Origin of the sequence: Halomonas sp. ATBC28 (genome assembly GCF_005937175.1) — a bacterium.
In the GTDB taxonomy this organism is placed as follows: Bacteria; Pseudomonadota; Gammaproteobacteria; order Pseudomonadales; family Halomonadaceae; genus Vreelandella; species Vreelandella titanicae.
Map to the genome: position 1 here is coordinate 1 of NZ_VCQL01000012.1, position 15,780 is coordinate 15,780.

The 15,780-nt window shown below is 56.7% G+C and carries 12 protein-coding genes and 1 pseudogene; 5 read left to right on the forward strand and 8 right to left on the reverse strand.

Annotation, left to right across the window (positions count from 1 at the left end):
- Positions 1–127: 127 nt before the first annotated feature.
- Positions 128–235: pseudogene (locus E0L35_RS14475) on the forward strand (ubiquinol oxidase subunit II); the annotation flags it as partial.
- Between the two features lie 33 nt (positions 236–268).
- Positions 269–391, forward strand: coding sequence for a DUF2474 family protein (locus E0L35_RS14480; protein WP_082116842.1), 123 nt, complete (start codon positions 269–271; stop codon positions 389–391).
- Positions 392–482: 91 nt separating this feature from the next.
- On the opposite strand, the gene E0L35_RS14485 is transcribed toward E0L35_RS14480, so the two are convergent.
- From E0L35_RS14485 to E0L35_RS14520, 8 genes are all read right to left on the reverse strand, one after another.
- Entirely contained in the window at positions 483–1,865 is a 1,383-nt protein-coding gene (locus E0L35_RS14485) for an L-serine ammonia-lyase (RefSeq protein WP_138800645.1), read from the reverse strand.
- A 283-nt stretch (positions 1,866–2,148) separates the two neighbouring features.
- Entirely contained in the window at positions 2,149–3,015 is an 867-nt protein-coding gene (purU, locus tag E0L35_RS14490) for a formyltetrahydrofolate deformylase (RefSeq protein ID WP_022521486.1), read from the reverse strand.
- A gap of 75 nt (positions 3,016–3,090) precedes the next feature.
- Positions 3,091–3,726 carry a sarcosine oxidase subunit gamma family protein gene (locus tag E0L35_RS14495; RefSeq protein ID WP_138800646.1) on the reverse strand — a complete coding sequence of 212 codons (636 nt, stop codon included), beginning with the start codon at positions 3,724–3,726 and terminating at the stop codon, positions 3,091–3,093.
- Positions 3,719–6,769, reverse strand: coding sequence for a sarcosine oxidase subunit alpha family protein (locus E0L35_RS14500; RefSeq protein ID WP_138800647.1), 3,051 nt, complete (start codon positions 6,767–6,769; stop codon positions 3,719–3,721). The genes E0L35_RS14495 and E0L35_RS14500 overlap by 8 nt, the downstream gene beginning before the upstream one ends.
- Positions 6,766–7,107, reverse strand: a complete 342-nt coding sequence (locus E0L35_RS14505; RefSeq protein ID WP_022521483.1) for a sarcosine oxidase subunit delta — start codon at positions 7,105–7,107, stop codon at positions 6,766–6,768. The genes E0L35_RS14500 and E0L35_RS14505 overlap by 4 nt, the downstream gene beginning before the upstream one ends.
- 24 nt (positions 7,108–7,131) lie before the next feature.
- On the reverse strand, positions 7,132–8,382 hold the full coding sequence (locus E0L35_RS14510) for a sarcosine oxidase subunit beta family protein (protein ID WP_022521482.1): 1,251 nt from the start codon (positions 8,380–8,382) through the stop codon (positions 7,132–7,134).
- Positions 8,383–8,429: 47 nt separating this feature from the next.
- A complete protein-coding gene (gene glyA / locus E0L35_RS14515; RefSeq protein ID WP_022521481.1) occupies positions 8,430–9,743 on the reverse strand; it encodes a serine hydroxymethyltransferase in 1,314 nt (437 codons plus the stop codon).
- Positions 9,744–10,025: 282 nt separating this feature from the next.
- On the reverse strand, positions 10,026–11,132 hold the full coding sequence (locus tag E0L35_RS14520) for a hybrid-cluster NAD(P)-dependent oxidoreductase (protein ID WP_027958316.1): 1,107 nt from the start codon (positions 11,130–11,132) through the stop codon (positions 10,026–10,028).
- 363 nt (positions 11,133–11,495) lie between these two features.
- Here E0L35_RS14520 and E0L35_RS14525 point away from each other — a divergent pair, with 363 nt between their 5' ends.
- The 3 genes from E0L35_RS14525 to E0L35_RS14535 all read left to right on the forward strand — a co-directional run bounded on the left by E0L35_RS14525 (position 11,496) and on the right by E0L35_RS14535 (position 15,763).
- Complete coding sequence (locus E0L35_RS14525; RefSeq protein WP_138800648.1) at positions 11,496–12,782, forward strand: aromatic ring-hydroxylating dioxygenase subunit alpha; 1,287 nt, start codon at positions 11,496–11,498, stop codon at positions 12,780–12,782.
- Between the two features lie 133 nt (positions 12,783–12,915).
- Positions 12,916–13,554, forward strand: a complete 639-nt coding sequence (locus E0L35_RS14530; RefSeq protein ID WP_027958318.1) for a TetR/AcrR family transcriptional regulator — start codon at positions 12,916–12,918, stop codon at positions 13,552–13,554.
- A gap of 157 nt (positions 13,555–13,711) precedes the next feature.
- A complete protein-coding gene (locus E0L35_RS14535; RefSeq protein ID WP_138800649.1) occupies positions 13,712–15,763 on the forward strand; it encodes an NADH:flavin oxidoreductase in 2,052 nt (683 codons plus the stop codon).
- The last annotated feature ends 17 nt before the right edge of the window (positions 15,764–15,780 follow it).

Consider the following 15,780-nt stretch of genomic DNA (forward strand, 5'->3'; position numbering starts at 1 on the left):
CAGCACGTCTTTGAGACGCTACCCTCTCTCAACGACGATGACCTCAACACGCTACTGCCCTGGCAGTGGAAAGAGACCTTACCGGTCTAGGCAATGACTGCCTAGATGGGGTTATTGGAGCGCTTACTTTGCCTTAGTGGGTACGCTGTTAATCCTGCCGATTATCTTGATGTACACCGCCTGGAGCTACTATGTCTTCCGCGGCAAGGTGAAACCTGGCGATGCTTATCATTAACCCCCTATCCCCTGTGTATTGAGGAGTAAGACAATGAAGCCTCTCGCCAAGCGCCTGGGCTGGTTAGTCACCATCTGGCTTTCGAGTGTGGGTGTTCTCTTGCTGATTTCATTGGGACTTAAGTTTGTGATGGGAATGGCGGGATTGACCAGCTAACGACCTCTTTTGCACCCATAGCTCAAAAAGAGAATGCTGAACCCTTTCTCAGCAAGGATCCAGCATTTACATCTACTTCAGCAGACGCTGTTTAGCACTCAATGGCATTCACGGCTAATCCACCTTTAGACGTCTCTTTGTACTTATCCAGCATGTCTCTGCCGGTATCCCGCATGGTACGAATCACCTTATCCAACGAGATAAAGTGAGTACCATCGCCGCGTAGGGCCATTTGAGCAGCATTGATCGCCTTTACCGTTGCAATGGCGTTGCGCTCAATACAGGGAACCTGAACCAGCCCCCCAACGGGGTCACAGGTTAATCCTAAATTGTGCTCCAGGCCGATTTCGGCCGCATGCTCGACTTGTTCGGGTGTACCGCCCATCACATCCGCCAGGCCCGCTGCTGCCATGGCACATGCCGATCCGACTTCTCCCTGGCAGCCCACTTCAGCGCCGGAGATCGAAGCATTTTTCTTGCAGAGAATGCCAATGGCGCCGGCCGCCAGCAAAAAATCCACCACGTTTTTCTCGCAGGCGTTGGGCTGAAACTTCATATAGTAGTGCAAGACAGCGGGGATGATGCCCGCGGCGCCGTTGGTCGGCGCCGTGACCATGCGCCCCCCTGCGGCATTCTCTTCGTTGACGGCGAGGGCAAAGATATTCACCCACTCCATCGCTGAGAACGTCGAGGCTATCAGGCACTCATTCTGCTCGGCTGCTTGAAGGCGCTGGTGAAGCAGCTTGGCCCGGCGCTTAACTTTTAACCCACCCGGCAGTATCCCTTCGTGGGTTAGCCCATTGTCGATGCATTCACACATCACTTTCCAGATACGCCACAGTTCGTTTCTGACCTCCTCCTCCGTCCGCCAGACTTTCTCATTTTCCAGCATCAGCCGGCTGACACTTAGCTGCTCTTTTTTACATAGCGCCAAGAGCTCGTCTGCCGTATCGAAGTTGTAAGGAAGGGTAACGCCACCCAAATCGTCCAGTAGCATATCCACCTGGGCCTGTTCAACCACGAAGCCGCCGCCCACCGAGTAATAGGTATTTTCATACACCAAGTCGCCCTGATGCGTAAAAGCCGCCAGCTTCATGGCATTAGGGTGATGAGGCAAGCTCTCTTCATGAAAATACAGGTCACTCTCCCAAACAAACTTCACTTCTTTTTGTCGACCAAGCTGTAATGACTGACTCTCTTTAAGCGCCTGAATGGCTGGCTCAATAATCGAGGGATCTATTGTGCTAGGGCGTTCACCCATCAATCCCATAATAATTGCGTTATCGGTGGCATGTCCGATACCCGTGGCGGACAACGAGCCATAAAGATGGACTTCAAGATGCCCTACCTCATCGAGCTGGCTGTTTTCGCGCAGGGTTGTGACATACTTAAAAGCCGCCTGCATGGGCCCGACGGTATGGGAACTGGAGGGGCCTACTCCAATCTTAAAAAGGTCGAAAACACTGATAGGCATTGGAGCACCTCTTGACGTATAAACAGGGGAAAAATCAGGCGGTGCCTGACAATTTCAATAAGTTATTGATGTGATGATAAATAAAACTAATCTATCTTTTATTGATGATATTTTTATATTTATAAAATGATACTTTTAGGCACGATTTGTCACAAATAACAAAGGGTTACGTATCGCTCTGGCAAAAGCTTAGCAACGACAGCAACCCAGTTATAAAAGCGCGCTCAAACTGTTTGCGTTTATTAACAACAGCATTAGGCAAAAAGCATTGGTTACCAAAAAACTAGTTGCCAAAAACGACTGTGCGCCCTGAATAAAAGAACACGCGGCGTTCTAAGTGATAGCTAATCGCTCTAGCCAGGGTGAGGCACTCGATATCACGCCCCTTGGCAACCAGATCCTCCGGGTAATGGGTGTGATCCACAGGCTCGACACCTTGGGCAATAATCGGCCCTTCATCAAGGTCATTATTAATGTAGTGCGCCGTTGCGCCGACCAGCTTAACCCCTTTCTCATATGCCTGATGATAAGGCTTGGCGCCTTTAAAACCGGGCAGCAGCGAGTGGTGAATATTGATCGCCCGTCCGGCTAATAGTTCACACATAGAGGGGGAAAGCACCTGCATATACCTTGCTAGCACCACCAATTCAGCGTCGGTATCCGCGATGATTTCGCGTACCTGGGCTTCCTGCTGCAATTTCGTCTCGGGCGTGATCGGCAGGTAGTGGTAGGGCAAATCGTGCCATGCTGCCAATGGCTCCAGATCAGGATGATTGGAAATCACCGCTTTGATATCCAGAGGAAGCTGCCCTGTCCGATAACGGTAGAGCAGATCATTCAAGCAGTGATCGGCCTTGGAGACCATAATCACAGTGCCGGTGCGTTTGCCAGGGGCCGTCAATTCGAACTGCATATCGAATTCGCTTGCCCGCGCTGAAAAATCGGTGTGAAAGCGCTCTTCATGAAACTCATCTTGCTCTGGGCGAAACTCGGCGCGAATGAAAAAGCGCCCGCCGAGCCGATCATCGAAAGAGTTGAGTTCAGTGATATAGCACTGCTGCTCTTTTAGAAAGCGGGTGACGACGTCCACCGTTCCCAAGCGACTAGGGCATTGGGCGGCAAGTATCCAGGTATCGCTCATTCGGCTCATAGTGCATGCTTCTCAGTTAGCGGCAGACCGTTGCGGAAGATCATAGCGGCCGGAACAGCGCTCCGGCCTGCCCGCTTATTGTTGTACGTTAATGCCGAATTCTGCCCCGGCATCCAGCAACCAGCGGTAGCAGTAGTCGGCAAAGCTGCGCCGCACCACTAACTCCCAGCGCTCGTCACTGGGACGACGAAGAATAGTGGTCGCCTTAGCGAAGACGGTAGTGACACCTTTCCCCACCGGGAAATTGCTGGGATGAACATCGTAGATCACCGTTTTCATCAATAGCTCTCGGGCTGCTTCGCCGGAAAGCTCTAATAGCGTCTGGCCGCCGCTGACGTCGCTAATCGCGAAGTGGGCACTGCCCAATTGCTCGCGCAGCTTGGTCTCCAGTGGAAACTCTTCGCCACCTGGCACGATGACCAGCCACTCGTCCGGGGAGAGCCACTGGATAGAACGTTCACCGCTGGCATCTTGTACCAACGCCTGGGGTTGCCCAGGCAAGCTGATTCCCAGCACTTCGCGCACCGCCTCGTCGAGCACGATGGCACCACCCCGCAGGATGAAATGCCCAAGCATTGCCCGCTCGCGCAGCTGAAGCCGGCTTGGGCCGCCGGTCTGGGGCGCACCGCTGCGACGATAGCTATAGGCTAACGGGGATTCTACCGGGATAGCGGTATCAGTACGGGTGTCGAAGGTGGCCGCGTTAGACATGCTGGCGCTCTCCCTTGGGGTCGTAGAAAATGGTGCTGACGATTTCAGCCTCATGGGTTTGTCCATCCGCCATGGGCAGGTAGACCGTCTCGCCTAGTTTCTGATGGCCACCCTTGACCACCGCTAGCGCAAAGCCTGAATCCAGAATCGGGCTGTAGTAGCTGGAGGTAACATGGCCCACCATCGGCATAGGGATCGCATGCTTGGGATCAAGCACGATCTGGGCCCCCTCTTCGAGAATCACCTTCGGGTCTTTCGGCCTGAGCCCCACCAGCTGCTTGCGGTTCTCACGCTTGGTGTCACTGCGTGTCAGGGCCCGCTTACCAATCCATGAGTAGGGCTTGTCGTAGCCAACGCACCACTGCATGCCCAGATCTTCCGGCGTAACCGAGCCGTCGGTTTCCTGACCCACGATGATGAAGCCCTTTTCAGCGCGCAGAACGTGCATGGTTTCGGTGCCATAGGGCGTCAAGCCGTACTTCTCGCCATGCTTGAACAGGGTCTGCCACACATGCATGGCGTAGTTTGCCTGAACGTTGATCTCGAAGGTCAGCTCGCCGGTAAAGGAGATGCGAAAGACCCGTGCAGGCACCCCCGCCACTTTCCCGGATCGCCAATCCATAAACTTAAAGCTATCGCGGTCAAGATCGAGATCACTGATCTCAGCGAGCAGCTTGCGCGCTTCCGGGCCGGTGATCGTCATGGTGGCCCAGTGGTCAGTCACTGAAGAGAAGTAGACATCCAGTTCCGGCCATTCGGTCTGATGCCACAACTCCAGCCACTCGAGGATGGCCGCCGCGCCACCGGTGGTGGTGGTCATCAAAAAGTGATTTTCAGCCAGACAGCTGGTCACGCCGTCATCGGTGACCATGCCATCGTCTTTGCACATCAGGCCGTAGCGGCACTTGCCGACTGCCAGCTTCTCCCACTTGTTGGTGTAAATCCGCGCCAGGAACTCACGCGCATCTGGCCCTTGAATATCGATCTTGCCAAGCGTCGAGGCATCGAGGATACCGACCTTCTCGCGCACGGCCAGACACTCACGAGCCACTGCCTCGTGCATCGTCTCAGTCTTGCCATTCACCTTCTGTGGGTAGTACCAGGGGCGCTTCCACTGGCCGACGTCCTCGAACTCGGCGCCACGCTCCACGTGCCACTGGTGAAGCGCGGTGTAGCGTTCGGGATCGAACAAATCACGGCAGTGGCGACCGACGATGGCGCCGAAGGTCACCGGGGTATAGTTGGGACGGAACACCGTGGTGCCCACCTCGGGAATGGAGCGATTCAAGCAACGGGCGGCAATCGCCATGCCGTTGATGTTGCCCAGCTTGCCCTGATCCGTACCGAAGCCCATCGCGGTATAGCGCTTGATGTGCTCGATGGACTCGAAGCCCTCCCGGGTCGCCAGCTCGATGCCCGCCGCGGTGACGTCGTTCTGTAGGTCGACGAACTGCTTGGGGCCGCGCAGCGTGGGCTCCTCGTGAGGCACCTGGAAGAGCGCCACCGCAGGCCCTTGCTGCAGACGTTCAGCGCTCGGCAGAGTGACCGTCTGAACGGCATGGCCCATGGCGGCCGCTGCCTTGATGCCCGCCTCGACACCTTCCGCCAGCACGTCTCCCAGCGCATAGCAGCCGTTGGCACCGCCACACGCCTGAACGCCCTTCACCAGCCCCGGCACGAAGCCGAGAATATCGTCGCGCCAGGTAGGCCGAGCGCCAGTGTGGGATGCCAAGTGAATCACCGGGCTGTAGCCGCCGGAGCTGGCGATGGTGTCGCAGGCCAACTCCTGAACCGGGCCGGTCACTTTGAAAGCGTCAATATCAATCTTGGCGACCCGCGCTGCAGTAACCCTATTGCTGCCCTTCGCCTCGATAACGGCGCTGCCCGTAATAATCTTGATGCCCTGGGCGCGAGCGGTATCGACCCAATCGCCCACCGGCGCCTCGCGGGCGTCCACGATAGCGACGACCTCACAGCCAGCCTCTTTCCAGTCCAGGGCAGCGCGGTAGCCGTAGTCGTTGCTGGTGGAGAGTACCAGCTTGCGGCCCGGTGCCACGCCATAGCGTCGGATGTAGGTCGACACAGCGCCAGCCAGTAGGTTGCCCGGCACGTCATTGCCCGCGTAGACCAGCGGACGCTCGTGAGCACCCGTGGACAGGATCACCTGGCCAGCGCGTACCCGGTGCAGGCGCGCACGTACCTGACGGTGGCCATTTTCCACCGGCGCCGTATCGCCCAGGTGTTCGGTGCGCCGCTCATGCAGGGTAACGAAATTGTGATCGTGATAGCCGTTGGCCGTAGTACGCGGCAGCAGCGTGACGTTCTCGCAGCTCGCCAACTCGTCCAGCACCCGGGCAACCCACTGATCCGCCGGCTTGCCTTCTAGGGTTTCGCGGCTGGCCAGCAGCGAGCCGCCCATCTCTTCCTGCTCATCGGCCACCATCACCCGAGCGCCGCTGCGCGCGGCGGCCAGCGCTGCCGCCAGACCCGCGGCGCCTGCGCCGACGACCAGCACATCGCAGTGCTGATTGAAGTGATCATAGTTATCCGGATCGGCTTCCATGGGGCTGCGACCCAGCCCCGCCGCCTTGCGGATGTACTTCTCGTAGGTCAGCCACATCGAGGCCGGCGCCATAAAGGTCTTGTAGTAGAAGCCCGGCGGCATGAACTGCCCGCCCAGCTTGCCGAACAGGCCCATCAGGTCGCGCTGTACGTTCGGCCAGCCATTGGTACTGCTGGCGGTCAGGCCGTCATATAGCGCCTGCTGGGTGGCGCGTACATTGGGCACCTGGGCCGCTTCACTGCTGCCTAACTGTACGATGGCATTGGGCTCCTCGGCGCCCGCAGCGACAATGCCGCGGGGCCGCGAGTATTTAAAGCTGCGGTTAACGATATCCACACCGTTAGCCAACAGCGCCGAGGCCAGAGTATCCCCGGGATGCCCTTGGTATCGCTGGCCGTTAAAGGTAAAGCTCAACGTGCGGGAGCGATCGATACGGCCACCCGTGTTAAGGCGGTACACTTGTTGCTTGGACTGGCTCATGCCCGCACTCCTTCTTGTTGGCTTACCGCAGCGCCCTCGCGGGCCTGGCTCTGGCTATCAGCGGTAATCGACGGCTGCTCGCCCATTTTGTAAGTCTCGAGAATCTCGTAGCTCACGGTGTGACGCGTCACGTTGAAAAACTTGCGGCAACCCACCGCATGCACCCACATTTCATGGTGAACGCCACGGGGGTTGTCACGGAAGAACAGGTAATCCCCCCACTCTTCGTCACTACACGCCTCGGGCTCCTTGGGGCGCTCGATATGCGCCTGGCCCTTGGGGTGGAATTCCTCTTCCTCACGGTGTTCGCCGCAGTAGGGGCAGTAGATATAGAACATGCGAATACTCCTCTCGTATGAACCCTAGTGGGCCACGCCGGCAGCGCCGTGTTCGTCGATCAGCGCACCGCTATGGAAGCGGAACATGGAGAACGGCTCGGCGATGGGGTGCATTTCCCCCTTGGCCAGGCTGGCAGCGAATACATGCCCCGACCCTGGTGTGGCTTTGAAGCCGCCGGTACCCCAGCCGCAGTTGAAGTACAGACCCTTCACCGGCGTTTTAGAGATAATCGGACAGGCATCCGGGCAAGTATCGACGATACCGCCCCACTGACGGTTCATGCGTACCCGAGAGAAGATCGGGAACATTTCAACGATCGCCTGGAGCGTGTGCTCCACGGTGGGATAACTGCCGCGTTGACCATAGCCGTTATAACCGTCGATGCCTGCGCCAATCACCAGGTCGCCCTTGTCGGACTGGCTGATGTAGCCATGCACCTGGTTCGACATCACCACCGTATCGAGAATAGGTTTGATCGGCTCAGAGACTAAGGCTTGCAGCGGATGGGACTCCAACGGCAAGTTAAAGCCGCCCATTTTGGCCAGCACGGAGGAGTTACCGGCAGTCACACAACCGACGGTTTTGGCTTCAATATCGCCACGGTTGGTGTGTACACCGTAGATCTGGCCATCACGAATTTTGAAGCCGGTGACTTCGGTCTGCTGGAGAATATCCACGCCGTGGGCATCGGCACCGCGAGCATAGCCCCAGGCCACGGCATCGTGGCGAGCCACCCCCGCGCGCGGCTGCCAGGAGGCACCCATTACCGGGTAACGCGCGCTTTTGGAGCAGTCCATAATCGGCACTAGCTCCTGCACTCCTTTGGCGTCTAAAACTTCACCGTCAATGCCATTCAGCCGATTGGCATTCACCCGACGCTGGATATCGCGCATGTCCTGCAGGGTATGCCCCAGGTTGAGCACCCCCCGCTGGGAGAACATGACGTTGTAGTTAAGGTCTTGGGAAAGCCCTTCCCACAGTTTCATGGCGTGTTCGTAAAGCGCAGCGGATTCGTCCCATAAGTAGTTGGAACGCACAATGGTGGTATTACGGGCGGTATTACCACCGCCCAGCCAGCCTTTCTCAATCACCACCACGTTCTTGACGCCGAACTCTTTCGCCAAATAGTAGGCCGTGGCCAAGCCGTGACCGCCACCACCGACGATGATTACATCGTACTGCTTCTTGGGTGTGGGGTTGCGCCACTGGCGCTCCCAGTTCTCGTGGTGGCTCAGCGCGTGCTTGACCAGGCCGAAGCCGGAATAGCGTTGCATAGTGGTCTCCTCAGTTCAGCCGCGCCGGGCCCTGCCGGCAAGCCGATTCAAGCAATGGATTCGACGGCTTCAGCGGCGGACTCAGCGTAGACAGGATGCTGGGCACACACGTCGGTCACTTTGGCTTGCACCTCGGCTTCAATGGAAGCCGTGTCTTTGCCTGCAGCCAGCTCGTCCAGGATGTCGCAAATCCAGTCCGCTAGTTCGCTACACTCCTCAGCATCGAAGCCGCGCGTGGTGACCGCAGGGGTGCCGATACGCAGGCCGGAAGTCACGAAGGGGCTTTGGGGATCATTAGGCACCGTATTCTTATTAACGGTGATATGCGCGCGGCCAAGGGCTGCATCCGCATCTTTACCGGTAATGCCCTGGCGGATAAGCGAAACCAAAAAGAGGTGGTCGTCGGTGCCGCCGGACACCACGTCGTAGCCACGCTCCATAAACACCTTGGCCATGGCCTGAGCGTTATCGATCACCTGCTGCTGGTAGCGCACAAACTCCTGGTTCATGGCTTCCTTAAACGCCACCGCCTTAGCGGCAATAACATGCATCAGCGGGCCGCCCTGCTGGCCTGGGAAAACCGCGCCATTAAGCTTTTTATACAGCGCTTCGTCGCCATCGGCGGAGAGAATCAAGCCGCCGCGGGGGCCGCGCAGCGTTTTATGGGTGGTGGTAGTTACCACATGAGCGTAAGGGAGCGGGCTCGGATAGAGGCCAGCGGCTACCAGGCCAGCGACGTGGGCCATATCGACCATCAACCAGGCGCCTACCTCATCGGCGATGGCGCGAAAACGCCGCCAATCCACCACGCGAGAGTAAGCGGAGAAACCCGCGATGATCATCTTCGGCTGGTGCTCGCGAGCTAAGCGCTCGACTTCTTCGTAATCGATCTCGCCGGTTTCCGGCTTGAGGCCATACTGCACGGCGTTGTAATGCTTACCCGAAAAGTTGGGTGCAGCACCATGGGTTAAGTGGCCGCCGTGGGCCAGACTCATACCCAATACCGTATCGCCCGGCGATACCAGTGCCATGAACACAGCGGCATTGGCCTGGGCGCCGGAGTGCGGCTGCACATTGGCATAATTGGCACTAAAAAGGTGGCAAGCCCGCTCAATTGCCAAGGCTTCAACCTTGTCAACGAACTCACAGCCACCGTAGTAACGGCGACCTGGATAGCCTTCTGCATACTTGTTGGTCAGCTGTGTACCTTGCGCTTCCATGACAAGTTTGCTGGTATAATTTTCGGAGGCGATTAATTCAATATGCGCTTCTTGGCGAACCGTTTCTTCAGCAATTGCTTCAGCAAGCAACGTGTCGTAACTGGCCAAACGTGCATTGGGGGAAAAATTATTCTGAAGCATTACCGCCTCCTCTTTAGTCACTTTTTTATTAAGTGCTGGATATACTCTTTAATGCTGATAAACCCCGGCCGCTAACCAAAGTCCCTATCAACGCGTTCTTACCGCGATACTATCGTTGGAGTCCGGGCCCAAGATGCTTGCCGACGTCACCACGCGATGTATTTGCGACATCGGCAAGATTTAGCCAATAACACGGCTGACGCCGCCCAAAAAGCAAAGCGCCCTAGACGGGAAGTAACCGTTTAGGGCGCTTAAAACTAGGCAGCAAGGTGCTTGCCGGGGCTAAAAATCGACGATTAAATCCCCCTTCGGCCGACTGCAGCACGACAGGATATAGCCTTCTTCGACATCCTCATCGGTAATGCCGCCGTTATGCTCCATTTCCACTTCTCCCGACTTGAGCTCCACTCGGCAAGTACCGCAAATCCCCATGCCACAAGCTTTGGGGATATGCAGACCCAGCTTGGCCGCCGCCGCATGAACCGTCTCCCCCGGCTGAATACGCACACTTTTCCCTGAAGAGGCAAACTCGATACTAAACAAGTCGCTGGTGTCGACATTTTCGGCATCAACCTCTGCCTGTTCGGCCAGCTCAAGGACATCTTCACGTACCTCAACCGGCGTAGCGCCAAACGACTCCTCATGGTAGTGATCCATGTTGAAGTTGTTGGCACGAAGAATATTTTTGATGGCGTTCATGTAAGGGGTCGGGCCGCAGCAGAATATCTCCCGCTCCATAAAGTCCGGCACAATGAGTTCGAACAGCGGCTGGGTAAGGTAGCCACGGTAGCCGGCCCAGGCCTCGCCGATATCCTCTTTGTTCTCGCAAATAATATGCAGCTTGAACTCGGGAATACGCGAAAACATATGCACCAGTTCACGATGATAAATCACATCGCGAGGGGCACGGGCGCTGTGTATAAATTCAACGTCAACAGCGGCGTTGGTATCAAACAGCCAGCGCGTCATGGACATCAATGGGGTAATGCCCACCCCGCCAGAGAGAAACAACACTTTTTCGGCAGGAAAATCAATGGAATTGAAGTTGCCTACCGGGCCATGCACGACCAGCTCGTCGCCCACTTTTAGGTTCGCATGCAGCCAGTTGGATACCTTGCCCCCTGGCACTTGTTTAACGGTGATTGAAAAGCTGTAAGGGATGGAGGGAGAGCTGGAAATGGTATAGGAGCGCATGATCGGCTGATTATCAATCTCCAGCTCCAGCGTCACGAACTGACCGGGCTTGAAGAAGAACAGCACGGGCTGCTCGGCCATGAAGCAGAACGTGCGCACATCCTGGGTTTCTTGAATCACCTTGACGCAACGCACCTGGTGGCGGCCGTTGGTCCAGGTTTGGGTCGTGACCGGATTGAAAAAATTAGTTGTCATTGTCGCCTCTGCCTGACCAGCCTTCATCACCATGCATCGCCGAACCGTATTTGCGATACGGTCAGCACCTTTGAGCTGCATTTTGGGGACGCGCCTGCCGACCGACTTACCTGACAGCGACTCGCACTTACCTCGTGCCACTCTTTATCGTTTAGAAACCTCTTTTTTCGTCGCCACTACGCCATCTAATGTCGCGGGCAGACAATTGGCAGGCCAGCGCCTGCAACACAATCGGAGCCTGACGTCAGGCCACATTTGAATCAAACGCCAGGTTACGCAACAGAACAACAAGATACGCAGTCTTGACTATCGGCCGATTCGCAGCCCTTGAGGGGGGAGCGGAGGTTTACGAGGATACTGGTAATGGAAAAAAATGTTTCTAATCGGATGGATGATCCACTCACTGCAGCTCGTGACTCAACGGTTCAGATGCTGCAAGAAAGAGGACGTACCTTTTCGCTTCCACAGCCGTTTTACAACGATGCCCGCCTGTTCGCTCTTGATGTGCAAGAGGTCTTCGAAAAGGAGTGGCTGTTTGCCGGCATGACATGCGAGATCCCTACCAAGGGTAATTTCATGACATTGGATATTGGCAATAATCCCATCGTCATTGTGCGCGGCAGTGAAGGCGCTATTCATGCGTTTCACAATGTTTGCCGCCACCGCGGTTCGCGCCTTTGTGTAAAGGATAAGGGTAAAGTTGCAAAGCTCGTCTGTCCGTATCACCAGTGGACCTATGAACTTGATGGCCGCTTGTTGTTTGCCGGTAGCGATATGGGCACTAACTTCAATCTCGATCAATTTGGCCTCAAACCGGTCAACGTGCATACAGCCGGAGGCTTCATCTTTATCAACCTGAGCGATGAACCGCCTGCGATTGATGATTTTCTGCAAACGCTTGAGCATTACCTTGAGCCGTACCAAATGGACAACGTCAAGGTTGCCGTCGAGTCCAGTATCGTCGAGCAAGCCAACTGGAAGCTCGTCATCGAAAACAACCGCGAGTGCTATCACTGCAACGGCGCTCATCCTGAGCTGCTGAACTCATTGCAAGAGTTTGATGACACCGAGGATCCGCGTGCAACGCCTGCCTATAAGGAACTGGTGGCATGCAAACAAGCAGATTGGGATGAGGAACAAGTTCCCTATCAGTTGAAGCGCTTTGGCAAACGCAATCGACTGACCCGCACGCCGCTGCTGGATGGCATTGTCTCCATGACAATGGACGGTAAACCCGGCTGTAAGAAACTAATGGGCCGATTAACAAGCCCTGATATGGGCTCACTGCGCATTCTGCATCTGCCCAATTCATGGAATCACTTCATGGGCGATCACGCGGTGGTATTTCGCGTGCTACCGCTTGGCCCGCAGCAAACCGTGGTGACCACTAAGTGGCTGGTTCATAAAGATGCCGTAGAGGGCGTTGATTACGACCCCGACCAACTACGTCGGGTGTGGGATGCGACCAACGACCAGGATCGCCAACTCGCCGAAGAGAACCAGCGTGGCATTAACTCCAAGGCTTACCAACCCGGCCCTTACTCCGAGACCTATGAGTTCGGCGTTATCGACTTTATCGACTGGTACGCCGCCCGCATGCTCGAGAACCTAGGATATGATGCGCCGACGTTACACTTAGCCCAAGGTTAAAACTTGAAGGATCAAGGCAGCGACGTTTACCGTCACTAGGACTTAGCCAGAGTAGCTGACAACGTGTACACATAAGAGACACCTGTGTACACTTTGCCACACTATTCCTAGACTATTCTTAGAGATCTGCTCAATGCCATCCACCGATATTCCCGCTGCCAAGGGTTCTCAAGACGTCTGGCTTGATGCGGCGTTTGAGCTACTACTGGAATCGGGCGTCGATAGCGTACGCATTCTTTCCCTGGCCAAGCGACTAAAGCTTTCTCGAACCAGTTTCTACTGGTTCTTCAAGGATCGCGAGGCACTGCTGGAGGCACTGATCGCACGCTGGCGTGAAAAGAATACCCAAGGGCTAGTGCATCAAACCGAAGCCTATGCCGAGAATATCGTCGAGGCGATGCTCAATGTCTTCGACTGCTGGCTGGATCCTAAACTGTTCGACTCTCCGCTAGAGTTCGCCATGCGCAGTTGGGCGCTACAGTCAGCGTCAGTAGTGAGTGAAATCGATGCGGCTGATGCCACCCGTATCGAAGCACTGGCGCGCATGTTCCAGCGCTACGGCTATGATCCGCTGGCGGCCAACGTTCGTGGCCGCACCATCTACCTAACCCAGATCGGCTATATCTCGATGAAGACCCAGGAACCGCTCGAGGTGCGCATGCAGCGCATCCCCGCCTATGTCGAAATCTTCACCGGCCAGCCGCCTGGATCCAGGGAATTGCAACGCTTCCATGCCCGCCATGGATATTATTCTCCAACCGGTACTTACTAGCCCACAGCAAGCCTGATCGGCTAACACCACCTACCTCCCAGCCGTGCCAGCGGTTAAACATGCTCGCCTCGAAATGTACATCATTGAACATTTAATTGACAACAATGAACATTAGCACCTAGATTTATTAAATACACAATAAAATAGAGCGCTACCCATGGTTAACGATCCGCTGCTGCAGCCCTTCCAGCTCAAGCATCTAACCCTGAAAAACAGGCTTATGATGACAGCCCATGAGCCCGCTTACCCTGAGGATGGGATGCCCAAGGCACTCTATCGGGCCTATCACGTCGAGCGCGCCAAGGCAGGCCTTGGCCTGACCATGACTGCCGGATCCGCGGCGGTAGCCAAGGACAGTCCTCCAGTGTTCAACAACATCCTCGCCTATAAGGATGAAGTAGTGCCCTGGATGCGTGAGCTGACCGACGCCTGTTACGAGCACGGCACCGCAGTGATGATTCAGCTCACCCACCTGGGCCGGCGCACCCGTTGGGATAAGGGCGACTGGCTGCCAGCGGTGTCGCCTTCTCATCGTCGTGAGGCGTCCCACCGCGCTTTTCCCAAGCAGGTAGAGGATTGGGATATTGAGCGCCTGATCCGCGACTACGCCGATGCCGCCGAGCGTATGCACGCCGCCGGTCTCGATGGCATCGAGCTACAGGCCTATGGTCACCTGATGGATCAGTTCTGGTCGCCGCTGACCAATACCCTTGAGGAACCTTATGGCGGCGATCTCGATAACCGACTACGTTTCACCTTCGACGTGCTGCGCGCTATTCGCCAGCGGGTGGGTGAAGCGTTTATCGTAGGCGTGCGCTACACCGGCGACGAGATGCTGCCGGGCGGGCTGACCTCCGGCGATGGGATGGAGATATCGCGACGCTTGAAGAGTAGCGGCTTGGTCGACTTCCTCAACGTGGTTCGCGGCCACATCGACACCGATGCAGGGCTCACCGACGTGATTCCCATCCAGGGCATGCCCAGCGCCCCGCACCTGGATTTTGCCGGCGAAATACGCCGTGAGATCGACTTCCCCACCTTCCATGGCGCCAAAATCCAGGATGTCGCCACTGCCCGTTATGCCATCGCCTCAGGCAAGGTCGACATGATCGGCATGACCCGTGCCCACATGGCCGACCCGCACATCGTGCGCAAGATCGCCGAAGGGCGGGAGGAAGAGATCCGCCCCTGCGTCGGCGCCAACTACTGCCTTGATCGCATCTATCAAGGCGGTGCCGCCTACTGCATCCATAACGCCGCCACCGGGCGCGAAACCACCATGCCCCACACCATTCCCAAGGCGGCACAGCAACGGCGAGTCGTGATTATCGGCGCAGGGCCAGCAGGGTTGGAAGCCGCTCGTGTTGCCGGTGAGCGTGGTCATTCGGTGGTGGTGTTCGAAGCCGCCAGCGATGCTGGAGGGCAGATACGTCTCACGGCGCAGAGTGAGCGACGTCGCGAGATGCTGGGCATCATCGATTGGCGCCTGGCGCGCTGCGAAGCACTCGGCGTCGAGATCCGCTACAACGTCTGGGCCGAAGCCGAGGACGTGCTCACCGAAAAACCCGATGTGGTGATCGTAGCCACCGGCGGCTATCCCTTGGAAGATCAGCCCGCGATGGGTAGCGACTTAGTCGTCAACACCTGGGACATTCTGTCTGGGCACGTGCCGCCGGGCAAACGGGTATTGCTGTTCGACGATGCAGGCGACCATGCAGCCCTGCAGGCGGCTGAGATCATTGCCGCCGCGGGGGCCGAGCTCGAGGTTATGACGCCGGATCGCACCTTCTCCGCAGAGATTATGGCCATGAACCTGGTGCCCTACATGCGTTCCCTGCAGCGTGCCAACGTCACCTTCACGCCGACTTACCGGCTGAAGTCCGTGCAGCGCGACGGCAGTGAACTGATCGCCGAAATCACCAGCGATTATGCCATTCATGGCAAGCAGGATATGGATCATGAGCGGCGTATCGACCAAGTGGTCGTCAACTACGGCATCACACCGATGGCCGATGTCTATTTCGAGCTAAAACCGCACGCCAGCAACCGCGGCGAGGTGAATTACGATGACCTGATCGTGGGCGCCCCCCAGAGCGTGACTAGCAACCCGGATGGCCGCTTCCAGCTCTTTCGGATCGGCGATGCCGTCGAGTCTCGGAACACCCACGCGGCCATCTACGACGCGCTCAGGTTGGTTAAAGACCTTTAATACAAGCGCCGATCCAC

Excerpts from the sequence above, each read along its gene's own strand:
- E0L35_RS14520 (WP_027958316.1), bottom strand. The coding sequence starts at position 11,132 with ATGACAACTAATTTTTTCAATCCGGTCACGACCCAAACCTGGACCAAC.
- glyA (WP_022521481.1), bottom strand. The coding sequence starts at position 9,743 with ATGCTTCAGAATAATTTTTCCCCCAATGCACGTTTGGCCAGTTACGAC.
- E0L35_RS14480 (WP_082116842.1), top strand. The coding sequence starts at position 269 with ATGAAGCCTCTCGCCAAGCGCCTGGGCTGGTTAGTCACCATCTGGCTT.
- E0L35_RS14530 (WP_027958318.1), top strand. The coding sequence starts at position 12,916 with ATGCCATCCACCGATATTCCCGCTGCCAAGGGTTCTCAAGACGTCTGG.
- E0L35_RS14525 (WP_138800648.1), top strand. The coding sequence starts at position 11,496 with ATGGAAAAAAATGTTTCTAATCGGATGGATGATCCACTCACTGCAGCT.
- E0L35_RS14535 (WP_138800649.1), top strand. The coding sequence starts at position 13,712 with ATGGTTAACGATCCGCTGCTGCAGCCCTTCCAGCTCAAGCATCTAACC.
- E0L35_RS14495 (WP_138800646.1), bottom strand. The coding sequence starts at position 3,726 with ATGTCTAACGCGGCCACCTTCGACACCCGTACTGATACCGCTATCCCG.
- E0L35_RS14505 (WP_022521483.1), bottom strand. The coding sequence starts at position 7,107 with ATGTTCTATATCTACTGCCCCTACTGCGGCGAACACCGTGAGGAAGAG.
- E0L35_RS14500 (WP_138800647.1), bottom strand. The coding sequence starts at position 6,769 with ATGAGCCAGTCCAAGCAACAAGTGTACCGCCTTAACACGGGTGGCCGT.
- E0L35_RS14485 (WP_138800645.1), bottom strand. The coding sequence starts at position 1,865 with ATGCCTATCAGTGTTTTCGACCTTTTTAAGATTGGAGTAGGCCCCTCC.
- purU (WP_022521486.1), bottom strand. The coding sequence starts at position 3,015 with ATGAGCCGAATGAGCGATACCTGGATACTTGCCGCCCAATGCCCTAGT.
- E0L35_RS14510 (WP_022521482.1), bottom strand. The coding sequence starts at position 8,382 with ATGCAACGCTATTCCGGCTTCGGCCTGGTCAAGCACGCGCTGAGCCAC.